We start from the raw sequence: 12,457 nt of genomic DNA on the forward strand, positions 1-12,457 counted from the left end.
AAAAGGAGGAAAAGATGAAAAGAATAATTACTGTATTTGCCTTGTTAGTTTTCTCGCTTACTGGGTTGGGAGCCGTGACACTTACTTTCTGGCACTCGATGTCCGATTATCAGAAACCAATAATCGATAAGCTCGTTGCGGATTTTAACAGGTCTCATGACGGCATCGAAGTGAAGGCAATCTTTCAGGGTTCATACGATGAGACTGTAACAAAGTTGAAAGCTGCTCTGCTAGCAGGAAAGGGTCCGGATATTGCACAGGTAAACATTGAACATATCCAAATTTTCTCCAAAGATGGATCGTTACAAGATCTTACAGATCTGATTTCAAATGATCCCACACTCAGTGCAGAAGATTTCGTCGAAAGCTTCTGGCAGACTATAATTCGCGATGGTAAACCTTATGCATTGCCCTTCAACATAAGTGCTTTAATGCTTTTCTACAACAAGGACCACTTCGAAGCAGCTGGATTAGACCCCAATAAACCTCCCAAAAACTGGGAAGAACTGGAGGAGTATGCCAGAAAGCTTACAATCAGAAAATCATCAGATTCCAGGCCTTCTCAATACGGTCTTTTGTGGGGAGTAGACACCATGTTTTACCAGTTTGAACCTTTAGTCTGGCAAAATGGTGGAGAGATTTTCAATGAAGACATGACTGAGTGCATCATCAACTCTGCCGAAGGAATCGAAGCTTTGGAAACATGGAGACGTTGGTTTGCAGAGGGCCTTTCCCCAGCAGATTTAACAATCGATGAAGGTATCCAGTCATTCACAATGGGTAGAATCTCTATGGGGCCAATGACCAGTGGAGGAATCCGCTATGCACTGGAGAACATCCCTTGGGATTTAGGGGTAGCTCCACTTCCTGAAGGAAAGCAAAAGGCAACAACACTCGGTGGTGGTTCGCTTTCCATCATGTCGGGACTTTCGGAGGAGAAGGTTAAGGCTGCATGGACCTTCATCAAGTGGATGGTCTCGGAAAAGAACACTTTGTTCTGGTATGAGGGGACTGGATACATGCCTGTTCTCAAGTCGGCTATGGATTCTCTGGAGATTCAGCTTATCTGGCAGAGGTTCCCGCAGCTGAAGGCGCCTATAGAATCAGTGGTTTTTGCCAGGCCAAGACCAGTACATACGAACATTATCGAGATCAGGAATATTCTATACAACGCAGTAGAACAGGTAAGGAAAGGCGTTTCGGAACCCAAACCAGCTTTTGATGAAGCTGTAATCAAAGTCAATGAGCTGCTGAAGTGAGGTGATGATATGAAGCGAGTAATTTTGGCAACAGTGCTCTTATTATTTTCATTGACAGCTTTTGGTGCGGACAGAATTGTGGGGATAGAGGTTACAGGAGTTCATAAAACAAACCCGCGAGTAGTAATAAACATCTCGGGGCTACAGATTGGTGAAGAGCTGGATATCGAGAAAGTTTACAGGGCGAAGAGAAATCTTGAGGATTGCGGGCTTTTCACAGATGTCTACCTCCAGCTGAATGATGCCGATGGCGACTACAAACTAATAATTTCAGTTCAAGAGCGCAACACTATCTACCCGTACTTTGGCGAGTATCTGTCATTGGGGGTTGGAGACAAGAATTTTTTGGGTTCAGGTGTCAACCTCTATGGAGGTATCAGGTTCCTGAGATTTACCGATGAAAAACTACTGGGGGTTCTTCCCAAACCTCAATTCTTCTGGGGCGGTCTTACTTTGGGTGCAAGCACTTTTAGTGCCTTTGGAAGCGGGTTAGATCCTTTCTTGGAACTGACTCTGTTCAGAGAAGTTCCCTGGAGGGACGATTTGATTCTTACGCTGGACTCGTTTAGTGCTGGAACAACCTATCCCTTCGAAGACTTAGTTGTCGGGATATCTTACACATATGAAAAGGCGACGTTCGATACTACACCGTTGAATAACTACTCGCTATCAATCCTTTCAGGGGCCTTCGCGTTTGGAGACGAGGAGAATTATGAAGAGAAAAGAGGGAATTTCTATGGTCAGACGGCCCTCTCCTACGGGTTCGGAAAAGGAATCAATTACCTAAATCAAAAAGCTTCATTCACGTACTGGTATAGAATAATCGGTAGAATCTACGTCCAAAGCGATACAATGGCAGGATTAACTTATTTCGGCCAGGCGCCTGTGACGAAACAGTTTTATCTCGGCGGTAATCTTGATCTCAAGGGGTGGGAACCTTATTCCTTCAATCCGAGATTTTTCCTGTTAGAAATACTGGAGGCCGGAATCCCTCTTACCGAGAGTTTTGGTATCTCCCCTTCCGATGAAATGAGCGTCTTTATACCGAAGCTCTACCTCATGGGAGCTCTCGGTGATAATGAAACTCTTGGGATGTCCATTGGAATCGGTTTCGAATGGAAGACACCGCTTGGTGTTGCGGTAGAACCTCAATTATTCTTTGGAGGAAGTGGACTCAAATTCTATCTAGAGTTGAACTAGACGAGTCGAACATTCGTTATTCCAGCAAATAGCTTGAAAATGTAATAGAAAAGCACCGGCCGCTGTACGCGGCCGGTTGCTCTGCACTAGAATCTCTTTACTCTCTGATTATTACTTTTTGCGCATGATCAGAAATCAGGTCGGCAAATCTTTTAAGAACGCTTGAGGGATACGGTGGCGTTTCACATAAGCCGGCAACTGGTTTGTACTGCTGAACTGAAACTAACGATGCTCCTCCACAGATTTTAGATAGCTCTTCAAAATCATCTTCGGGAAGATATGGGGGGAACATTGTAATTCTTATCTCATGATTTGCGAATCCCTTCGCTATTTCTATGCTGTCTTCGATCTCTCTCAGATTCACAGGTGAAAAGATTTCGTAGTGGAGTGACTTCAAATCGATCGCAACATAGTCAACGATCTTAAGAAACTCCTGCAGGATATCAGCATTCCAGCCGTTCGTGTCGATCTTCAGAAGGGTTTCTGGAAACCGTGATTTGAGCCTCCGCATAAACGGCAACAGTTCACTGGCTCTTAGGGTTGGCTCACCTCCGGTTATGACCACTGCGTCCAAAAGCTTTCCTCTTTTGTCGAGGTAATCGAAAACTTCCGATTCCCCCAATTCTTCCTTAACCCTTTTTTTCAGTTCTGAATTGTGGCAGTAAGCACAATCAAAATTACAACTTGAGGTAAACAGTGTCAGAGCTACTTTCCCCGGATAGTCCACTAGGCTTACGCTCTCTATTCCTGCGAAATTCATCTACTCCTTCTCTCCCCACTCTGTAAGTTTCTCGTGTCTTAAACTCTTCTTGCTTTCCAGTATTCCAATTTTGTACAGGTCGGTAATACCCCGTTATTCTTGAATAAACCTCAGTTGGCTTTCCGCATTCGGGACAGGTAAAGTGTTCTCCCCTTATGTACCCGTGATCCGGACATATTGAATAGGTTGGTGAAATTGTGAAGTACGGTATTTTGTAATTCTCAGCTATCTTCCTTACAAGCTGCTTTGTAGTTTCCCAGTCTGAAATTCTCTCTCCAAGGAAGGAATGAAAGACTGTCCCACCCGTGTATTTCTGTTGAAGCTCTTCCTGGAGGTCGAGTGCACTGAAAATGTCTCTAGTGTAGTCAACGGGAAGGTGCGAGGAATTCGTGTAATACGGATTCTCCTTTCCCGCAGTAATGATCTGAGGGAACTTTTCCTTGTCTGTCTTAGCCAGCCTGTAGGCAGTTGATTCTGCCGGAGTTGCCTCAAGATTATAGAGATGGCCAGTTGCCTCCTGATAGTCCATCATTTTGCTTCTCATAAAGTCCAGAACCCTAAGTGCAAACTGGTAGCCCTCTTCTTCTGAAATCGCCTTTTTTATCCACCTTGCATTCAAGCTCGCTTCATTCATGCCCACCAAGCCTATAGTTGAGAAATGGTTGTCAAAGTTCTTCAAGTATCTCTTTGTGTATGGATAGAGACCTTCGTTATTCAATTTCTCGACTACTGCTCTCTTTATTTCTAGACTCCTACTCGAGAGGTCCATCATTTTTGAAAGTCTTGCGAAGAACTCTTCTTCGTTCTTGCTCAAATATGCGATTCTCGGAAGGTTGATCGTTACAACTCCAATCGATCCAGTAAATTCGTCTGAGCCGAATAGACCTCCGCCCCTTCTCTTCAATTCTCTCTTGTCAAGCTGAAGCCTGCAGCACATGCTTCTTACATCGTCGGGATCCAAATCAGAGTTGATGAAGTTCTGGAAATACGGGGTACCATATTTGCTGGTAATTTCGAAAAGAAGCTTTGCATCTTCGTCTTCCCAATCGAAGTCTTTCGTAATATTATAGGTTGGTATCGGATACTGGAAGCCCCGGCCGTTAGCATCTCCTTCGTCCAAAACTTCAAGGAAGGCGCGATTTATCATTCGCATCTCTTCCTGACAATCTCCGTATGTGAAGTCCAGGGCCTTCCCACCGACAATTGCAGGCTGTGTCCTCAACTTCGTCGGCACTACCCAGTCCAGCGTGATGTTTGTAAAGGGTGCCTGCGTTCCCCATCTCGAAGGAGTATTTACTCCGAAGACAAACGACTGGATGTTTTGCTTCACCTCTTTGAGAGAAAGGTTGTCAATTTTCACAAATGGTGCCAAATAAGTGTCGAAAGAAGAGAAAGCCTGAGCGCCTGCCCATTCATTCTGGAGTATTCCGAGGAAGTTTACCATCTGGTTCACCAGGGTTGATAGGTGTTTTGCCGGTGATGAAGAGACTTTTCCTGTCACCCCGCCCAAGCCTTCTTCTATTAATTGCTTAAGACTCCAGCCAGCGCAGTAGCCCGACAACATTGAAAGATCGTGAATGTGAATGTCTCCCTCACGATGAGCATTGCCAATCTGAGGATCGTATATTTCTCTCAACCAGTAATTGGCAGTTACCGTTCCACTGTTGTGAAGAATCAGCCCGCCTATTGAGTAGGTCACCGTGGAATTTTCGTGAACTCGCCAGTCAAGCATGTCCAGATAGCTATTAACTGTTTTCGAGAAGTCAAGCATCGAGGAATCGAGTTCTCTCAGTTTTTCACGGTGTCGCCTATAAAGAATGTAAGATTTGGCAACATCTGTGAATCCAAGACTTTCAAGCGTTCTTTCCACAGAGTCTTGAATATCTTCGATGTCGATTAGATTATCCGTGGCTTTAGGCTGAAAATCGGCCACAACCCTCAACGCAACCCGCTCAAGTATGTCTTCGTTATAATGGGTTTCAGTTGCATCGAATGCTTTTTTCATAGCGTTGATTATCTTATCTAGATCGAAGCCTACTATGGCTCCGTTTCTCTTTCTCACATTAAGCATCACGATACCTCCATAAATATGATAATGAAATATCCCCACAAATTGTGTCCAAAGTTGATTGTACCACAATATATTGTTATTTCAAAAATAGACCCCCTATAATTATCTCAGTTGGGAAGTTTTATTATTTTCTAGGGAAGTGATAACGGCTGTCTAAGCACGAGTTCCTGAGAGACTTTTAGAATTCATAGGAACTTAAGGTTTGAAGAAAGTGAAATGTGTTAAATGTTGGGTTTCTTTATGAAACGGGTAACGTTATTTGTACCAATTCTATTTAACATCGCAACGAAGGCCTCGGCAGTTGCCAGTGCGTCACCTAATGCTCTATGTCTCGATTCAGGTATAATACCCAATCTTGCCAAAAGAATATCAAGGTTGTTTCTCCCATATCTGAAGACGGCCTTTGAGACTTCTATTGTGTCGATAAATTGATTCCGAAGCTTACCCAGTCCACATTTATCACCATAGAAGTTAATGAAGGAAAGATCAAAAGGGGCGTTGTGAATTACCAGTGTTGCGTCTCCAGCAAAAGAATAGAAGCCTCTGAGAACATCGCAAACTGTTGACTTGTCTTTCACGGTCAAGTTGCTTATTCCAGTAAGGGCAGTTATTGCTATTGGAATTATGCATTCGGGATCAATGAGAGAATCAAAAAAGTCATCTCTGCATAGTTCCCAGTTCTTCACACGAACGCCAGCCACCTCGATGAGTTTGGCTCCTCGGTATGGATTCATCCCGGTTGTCTCTGTGTCTATCACTACAAATTCCAAAGGACTTCCCCCTCTTCTCATTCTATAACGAAAGGATCTCTTTCGGAAAGGATGTCAAGTTGGAAGTGCGAAGAAATCAGAAGATCCTTTACGCTTTCTTCCCAGTTTGTGGGCGGTCAATAGAGTATAATTTCTATGAGGTGATCCACAGTGGATGACAAAGTAAACCATTCCGAAGAGGAAATAACGGAACGCTATAGGAGGGCCCTTGAATCAGCGGTTCAGAAAGCACCGATCAGATCGGGCGAGAGGCTTTATCTTACAGATCTCTGGGCCATTACCTCTATTCCCGAAGAAGTCATCGTAGAGACTCTGGGTTCTTCCGAAGTGAAGTTACCCGAAGGAGTATCATGCATTGTTGACGATAGAAGGAAGAAGAAGAGGATAATATATGGGAAACGGGAGCCAAACGAAAAGGGTAGCAATCCTAAGCAGTCCAGAATACAAAAAGTGCAGGGAGAAGATCAGTGAGGGGCTAGATCTGATCGGTTTCGACGAAACTCTCCGGGGAAAGAAGGTTCTTCTGAAAGTCAATCTTCTATCGGCAAGATCACCGGAAAGTTGTGTAACCACGAACCCTTTGTTTGTTAGAGCAGTTGCAGAATTATTTCTTGGAAGAGGAGCAGAGGTGAGCGTTGGGGATTCTCCCGCTAGCGTAAGCACTTCTGTTGCGGGATATGCTTCTGGAATCTCCCAAGTGTGCAAAGAGTTGGGAATACCTCTGCTGGATTTTGATGACCCCGTTCAAATCGTCTTTGACGAGGGGACATACAGGAGTTTCCTTATTTCAAAACCAGTTCTTGAAACTGATCTCCTGATAAATCTGCCTAAGCTCAAGACTCATGCACTAACTCGGGTTACACTAGGGGTGAAGAACCTTTTTGGATGTGTTCCTGGTGCAAAGAAACAGGGCTGGCATTTCAGAGTCAGAAACATGAAGGAGTTTTCGAAGATGCTGTTAGATCTCGCCGTTCATCTGAGGGCAGATCTAACCGTAATTGATGGTATAAATGGGATGGACGGTAACGGTCCCTCGAACGGTAGGATTATCAAACCAGGAATAATTGGGATGTCAAGAGATGTTTTTGCACTGGACGATGCTATAGCGGAATTATTCGGCGTCAACCATTCAAAAGTTCCGATACTGCAAATAGCTAGAGACAGAGGCCTGGTCGGTGACTATGATATAGTTGGTGACGAAGTACACCCTGAGAAACTCCTTCTTCCCGAAACTAACTTCATTGGTGTCTATGGCGCAGCTATACTGAGAAGAATAGTTACGAAATTTCCGAAGATAGATAGAGAAAGATGCAGGAGCTGTCGTGTTTGCGAAAACGCGTGTCCAGCAAAAGCTATTGACATAAACAGATTTGCCATAGACTACAACAAGTGCATAACATGTTACGTCTGTCACGAGCTTTGTCCCGAAGATGCTATTGTTTTTACGAGACGTCTTTTTAAATAGGAGGGGTTTGATGAACTACATTCTTGCTATCGATCAGGGAACAAGTAGCAGCAAAGCGGTCCTTTTTGATCATGAGCTATATCAAGTTGCGGTTGCGCAGGAGGAATTCAAGCAGATCTATCCTAAACCGGGATGGGTGGAACATGATCCTAGAGACATTATTCTCAGTACTATGAGCACAATTGAGAGAGTGGTCTCAGATGCAAGAATTTCATTCAGGGAGATAGCGGCTATAGGTATCACAAATCAGAGGGAGACGGTTGTTGCCTGGGATGCTCTCACGGATCAACCGCTTTACAATGCCATAGTCTGGCAAGATAGAAGAACTGCCGGTAGATGTAAAGAGATAGAAAGCTCTTATGGAGAGTTAATTAGACGGAAGACGGGACTCAAACCGGATCCATATTTTTCCGCCACAAAGATGGAGTGGCTGCTAGAGAATGTACCTGCCGTTAGAGATGCAGCAAATAGGGGAAGATTGAGATTCGGAACGATAGACTCGTGGCTGGTATGGAATCTAACGAGGGAGAATCTTCATGTGTGTGATTTCTCTAATGCGTCTAGAACAATGCTATTTAATATAGAAGAGCTGAAATGGGATAATGATTTGCTCAATCTCTTTGGTGTGAAAGAGGAATATCTGCCAACAGTCGTTGAGTCCTGTAAGCTCCTCGGCCCTTCGATATATGGTCCGAGGATAGGTGGAATGGCTGGAGATCAGCAGGCTTCGCTCTTTGGGCAAACTGCATTTCAGACTGGAGACGCAAAGTGCACTTACGGAACGGGCTCGTTCATTTTGATGAACACAGGGAAAAAGCCAAAGATATCTGAACACGGTTTGCTGACCACTATAGGATGGAAGTCCAAGGAGGAAATTGTTTACGCTGTTGAAGGGTCGATATTTGCTACTGGAGCTTTGATAAGCTGGTTAAAAGACGGACTTGGAATAATCGACAGTCCTTCCGAAACCGAGTCTCTTGCCAGAGAAGTCGCCGATAATGGTGGTGTGTTCTTTTCCGGAGCGCTTACAGGTCTTGGAGCGCCCTACTGGAATTCTTCCGCCAGGGGTATGATGATCGGTTTAACTAGAGGAACGAGGAAGGCTCATATAGTGAGAGCGGTCCTTGAATACATTGCCTTCAGGACAAGGGAAATACTAGATTTGATGGAAGAGGAAACGGGTATTAGATTGAATAAGCTACTCGTGGATGGAGGGGTAACCCGAAACAATTTTCTCATGGAGATGCAGGCAAATGTATTGAACATTCCCGTCGACAGATCTCTCATAAAAGAGACAACAGCGCTTGGAGCGGCAATGCTTGCAGGAATATGTACAGGCTTATGGGATCTCGAGAGTCTTAAGAATAAGAGAATCAGCGAGGTGGTGTTTGAACCATCAGGTGACAGAATGGAGGAAGAGTTCAGAAGGTGGAAAGAGGCGCTGAAGAGATCTATGAATTGGGCGAATTAGATCTGAGGGAATTCGAGAGAATTGCTAAGAAAATAGGAGAGATGCTCGAAGGAGGAGAGACGGTTCTCCTCTTTGGCGACCTTGGAAGCGGGAAGACAACTTTTGTGAAGTCGATGGCCGATGGATTGGGTATCGATCGCGACTACGTTAGGAGTCCGACCTTTAACATTGTCAATTCCTACCCGCGACTATCATCAAGAAAAGAGGACAATGAAAACCCGGTGGAAGTGGAGAGGCCTGGTCTTATTCATGTAGACCTTTACAGGGTTGAAAGCGAAGAAGAGATGTTAGATCTTGCACTTCACGACTTGGTGGACCTGGATACTGTTGTAGCGGTGGAGTGGCCTGAGCTTTATGTCAAGTATGTCTCTCAACCTTACTTGATTGTAAGGTTGGAACACTGCGACGAGTCGACACGAAGCGTGAGAATAGAGCCTCATGGTCGTAAAATGAAGTCACTTTTGAATCGTCTGGTTACGATAATTAATGAAGATGAAAGAAGGGAAGGTGAATAGATGGCTCAGAAATTTGAATTACTGGAAAAGGCGGCCGTTGGTAGCGAACGGAAGATAGAAATTCCGGAAAAGTTGCCAGTGATTCCCACGAGAACAAACATGCTTGTCTATCCTTCGGCAGTTATGCCGTTGTATGTGGGGCGTGAAAAGTCGCTGGCCGCTCTGGAAGAATCAATTGGTAAGTTCAATCAGATGGTCTTTCTCGTATCTCAAAGGGATATTACGAAAGAGGACCCGGAAATTGAAGAGCTTTTCGAGATAGGCACTATTGCCAGAATTGTTCAGCTCATGAAGATGCCCGACGGAAATTACAAGATACTTGTTGAAGGCTTGACAAGAGCGAAGTTGGTTTCAGTTGAAGAAAAGGAAAATTCACTGATTGTCGTGGTCGAAAAACTAAAGGGAAAGGGTAGAAAGAGCAAGATGCTTCAGGCGCTAGTAAGAAAGGTGAAAGAACTTGCGCTCAGGTATGTCTCAATGAGCAGACGTTTTCCCGACGAAGCAATAATGGCTCTAGAAGACACATCTGATGCGGACAAGTTTGGAGATTTCGTTTCCTCGATGATGCCTTTTTCGCTTGAAGAGAAACAGCGGCTTCTCGAGGAGATTGAAGCGAAGGATCGTCTCAACACCCTGATGGAACTACTCACAAGGGAGATAGAAATTCTCTCTCTGGAAGAAGAGCTGGATAAAAGGGTTAAGGAAAAGATCGAGCAAGGACAGAAGGAATACTATCTCAGGGAAAAAATGAGAGCTATTCAAGAGGAATTAGAGGGCGAAGAAGATGAGGAAATAAAAGAGCTAAAGAACAAGGCAGAGTCAGGGGAGCTTCCGCAGGAAGTTAAAGAAAAAGCGGAACAGGAGATATCACGACTTGAGAAGATGTCGCCATACTCTCCGGAAGCGACAGTTGCAAGAACTTATCTTGACTGGTTGTTGAATCTTCCGTGGCAAGAAGAGACCGACGACGAAATAGTGATCAGAGATGTTAGAAAGACTCTTGACAGCAACCACTATGGACTCGACGATGTTAAGGAAAGAATACTCGAGTTTCTTGCTGCCAGGAGATTTTCAAAGAATCTCAGGGCTCCAATTCTATGTCTTGTAGGTCCTCCGGGGGTTGGAAAGACCTCACTTGGAAGGTCGGTCGCTGAAGCAATGGGCAGGAAGTTCGGCAGAATCTCTCTTGGAGGGATGAGAGACGAGGCGGAAATAAGGGGCCATAGGCGTACCTACGTTGGGGCGCTTCCGGGACGAATAATGCAGATGATAAGAAAGCTGAAGACAAGAAATCCGGTAATTGTCCTTGACGAAGTCGATAAAATGGGGATCAGCTTTCAGGGTGATCCGGCCTCCGCTCTTCTTGAAGTGCTTGATCCAGAACAGAACAACAATTTTACCGATCACTTTTTGGAAGTGCCCTTTGATCTTTCGAGAGTGTTGTTCATAACCACTGCTAACGTTCTTTATTCAATTCCTGCTGCGCTCAAGGACAGGATGGAAATAATTGAGATTCCAGGTTATACGGAATCGGAGAAGTATCACATAGCAAGGGATCACATTCTTCCAAAGCTATTGGAAGAGTACAACATGGATTCAAGCAAATTCAGGATAACGCCTGCGGCAGTGAGGGATGTGATAAGAGATTATACAAGAGAGGCAGGAGTCAGAGAGCTCGATAGAAATCTTGCGAAGATAATCAGAAAAGCGACGCTTAAGATTGCAGAAGGCAGCGATTCGATCTCTGTTGGCGTGAATGAACTCGGTGAGTTTCTCGGGGCGCCGCTTTTCAAAGAGAGCGATTTCAGAAAGCATCCCGAGGTTGGTGTCGTGACTGGTCTGGCCTGGACTTCAGTGGGAGGAGAAATCATGTACATAGAGGTCTTGCCCGTTGCAGGAAAGGGAAAGACGATCATTACGGGTCAGTTGGGCGATGTTATGAAGGAGTCGGCACAGATAGCGGCATCGCTGGCCAGAAAGCTCTGCGATGATGAGAGGTTCTCAGAGGTTTTCGAAAAGAAAGACTTCCACATTCATGTTCCGGAAGGAGCCGTTCCAAAAGATGGCCCCAGTGCAGGAATAACTCTCACCACGGCGATTGTCTCTGCCGTTACTGGAAGAAGGGTGAGAAATGATATCGCAATGACGGGGGAGATTACTCTTCGTGGTAAAGTACTGCCTATTGGAGGTCTGAAAGAAAAACTGATGGCAGCTTATCGGGCAAGGATGAAAAAGGTTCTAATCCCGCTGGCCAACAAACGAGATCTCGAAAAAGTCCCCGATGAAATAAAGTCAAAATTGGAGTTCGTTTTTGTCGAGGACATCGGAGAGGTGCTGAAGGAGGCGCTGATCCCCGGTGACGGTAAAGAGTACTGAGCTAGTGAGGACGGTTTTTGCTAAGGGTGAATACCCCCCTCCTCTTAGAAGAGAAATCGCCTTTGCCGGTAGATCTAACGTCGGTAAGTCTTCTCTCCTTAATTCGTTGTTTGGAAGAAAGCTGGCGAAGACGAGCTCAACTCCCGGAAAGACCAGGTCGATCAACTTCTATGGCGTAAATCGAGAGATCTACTTTGTGGACCTGCCCGGTTACGGGTATGCAAAAGCCTCGATGTCAGAGAGAGAGAAATGGAAGAAGCTGATTATCGATTATTTTGAATCAAGAGAAGAGCTCTCCCTCGTCGTTGTTCTTGTCGATATAAGGCATCCGCTGCAGCCGGCCGATATACAGATGCTCGAATGGGTTACATACTATACTATACCTTTTATTCTAGTCCTTACTAAGGCCGACAAGCTCTCAAGGAACCAGCAGATAATAGCCGAGAAGTCAATTAAAGATGAATTGGCTTCACTTGGAGTCTACCCGCCTGTATTTGTCGTGTCGGCGGTCAAAAAGCAGGGAATTGAGGAGTTATTGATTGCGCTTTTATAGATATTCAGGAAAAGGAA

Annotated in this window: 11 protein-coding genes; 8 read left to right on the forward strand and 3 right to left on the reverse strand. The window is 44.9% G+C overall.

What is annotated here, in order from left to right; all coding sequences use genetic code 11:
- The first annotated feature begins 14 nt into the window (after positions 1–14).
- Both V513_RS06285 and V513_RS06290 read left to right on the forward strand, forming a co-directional pair.
- Entirely contained in the window at positions 15–1,259 is a 1,245-nt protein-coding gene (locus tag V513_RS06285; RefSeq protein WP_014730524.1) for an ABC transporter substrate-binding protein, read from the forward strand.
- A gap of 9 nt (positions 1,260–1,268) precedes the next feature.
- Positions 1,269–2,459, forward strand: coding sequence for a POTRA domain-containing protein (locus tag V513_RS06290; protein WP_099772060.1), 1,191 nt, complete (start codon positions 1,269–1,271; stop codon positions 2,457–2,459).
- A 97-nt stretch (positions 2,460–2,556) separates the two neighbouring features.
- Here the strand turns inward: V513_RS06290 and V513_RS06295 are convergent, their stop codons facing one another.
- From V513_RS06295 to V513_RS06305, 3 genes are all read right to left on the reverse strand, one after another.
- Complete coding sequence (locus tag V513_RS06295; protein WP_041928073.1) at positions 2,557–3,219, reverse strand: anaerobic ribonucleoside-triphosphate reductase activating protein; 663 nt, start codon at positions 3,217–3,219, stop codon at positions 2,557–2,559.
- Positions 3,137–5,290 (reverse strand): ribonucleoside triphosphate reductase, encoded by a 2,154-nt coding sequence (locus tag V513_RS06300; RefSeq protein ID WP_014730527.1) that lies wholly within the window; start codon positions 5,288–5,290, stop codon positions 3,137–3,139. The genes V513_RS06295 and V513_RS06300 overlap by 83 nt, the downstream gene beginning before the upstream one ends.
- A gap of 221 nt (positions 5,291–5,511) precedes the next feature.
- Positions 5,512–6,060, reverse strand: a complete 549-nt coding sequence (locus V513_RS06305; protein WP_014730528.1) for a 3'-5' exonuclease — start codon at positions 6,058–6,060, stop codon at positions 5,512–5,514.
- A gap of 150 nt (positions 6,061–6,210) precedes the next feature.
- Here V513_RS06305 and V513_RS06310 point away from each other — a divergent pair, with 150 nt between their 5' ends.
- Genes V513_RS06310 through yihA form a run of 6 tightly spaced genes read left to right on the forward strand, consistent with a single transcriptional unit; the run spans position 6,211 to position 12,440 of the window.
- Positions 6,211–6,531, forward strand: a complete 321-nt coding sequence (locus V513_RS06310) for a hypothetical protein (RefSeq protein ID WP_049794037.1) — start codon at positions 6,211–6,213, stop codon at positions 6,529–6,531.
- Positions 6,452–7,525: a DUF362 domain-containing protein gene (locus tag V513_RS06315; protein WP_099772061.1), complete on the forward strand. Its 1,074-nt coding sequence runs from the start codon at positions 6,452–6,454 to the stop codon at positions 7,523–7,525. Before V513_RS06310 ends, V513_RS06315 begins: the two co-directional genes overlap by 80 nt.
- 10 nt (positions 7,526–7,535) lie before the next feature.
- Entirely contained in the window at positions 7,536–8,996 is a 1,461-nt protein-coding gene (gene glpK / locus V513_RS06320) for a glycerol kinase GlpK (RefSeq protein ID WP_014730530.1), read from the forward strand.
- Complete coding sequence (tsaE, locus tag V513_RS06325) at positions 8,954–9,511, forward strand: tRNA (adenosine(37)-N6)-threonylcarbamoyltransferase complex ATPase subunit type 1 TsaE (RefSeq protein ID WP_014730531.1); 558 nt, start codon at positions 8,954–8,956, stop codon at positions 9,509–9,511. The genes glpK and tsaE overlap by 43 nt, the downstream gene beginning before the upstream one ends.
- Positions 9,512–11,887 carry an endopeptidase La gene (lon, locus tag V513_RS06330; RefSeq protein ID WP_099772062.1) on the forward strand — a complete coding sequence of 792 codons (2,376 nt, stop codon included), beginning with the start codon at positions 9,512–9,514 and terminating at the stop codon, positions 11,885–11,887.
- On the forward strand, positions 11,868–12,440 hold the full coding sequence (gene yihA, locus V513_RS06335; protein WP_099772063.1) for a ribosome biogenesis GTP-binding protein YihA/YsxC: 573 nt from the start codon (positions 11,868–11,870) through the stop codon (positions 12,438–12,440). Before lon ends, yihA begins: the two co-directional genes overlap by 20 nt.
- Positions 12,441–12,457 lie beyond the last annotated feature (17 nt).

This window comes from Mesotoga sp. H07.pep.5.3, from assembly GCF_002752615.1.
GTDB classification, from domain to species: Bacteria; Thermotogota; Thermotogae; order Petrotogales; family Kosmotogaceae; genus Mesotoga; species Mesotoga prima.

Excerpts from the sequence above, each read along its gene's own strand:
- V513_RS06285 (WP_014730524.1), top strand. The coding sequence starts at position 15 with ATGAAAAGAATAATTACTGTATTTGCCTTGTTAGTTTTCTCGCTTACT.
- V513_RS06290 (WP_099772060.1), top strand. The coding sequence starts at position 1,269 with ATGAAGCGAGTAATTTTGGCAACAGTGCTCTTATTATTTTCATTGACA.
- V513_RS06295 (WP_041928073.1), bottom strand. The coding sequence starts at position 3,219 with ATGAATTTCGCAGGAATAGAGAGCGTAAGCCTAGTGGACTATCCGGGG.
- V513_RS06300 (WP_014730527.1), bottom strand. The coding sequence starts at position 5,290 with ATGCTTAATGTGAGAAAGAGAAACGGAGCCATAGTAGGCTTCGATCTA.
- V513_RS06315 (WP_099772061.1), top strand. The coding sequence starts at position 6,452 with ATGGGAAACGGGAGCCAAACGAAAAGGGTAGCAATCCTAAGCAGTCCA.
- glpK (WP_014730530.1), top strand. The coding sequence starts at position 7,536 with ATGAACTACATTCTTGCTATCGATCAGGGAACAAGTAGCAGCAAAGCG.
- lon (WP_099772062.1), top strand. The coding sequence starts at position 9,512 with ATGGCTCAGAAATTTGAATTACTGGAAAAGGCGGCCGTTGGTAGCGAA.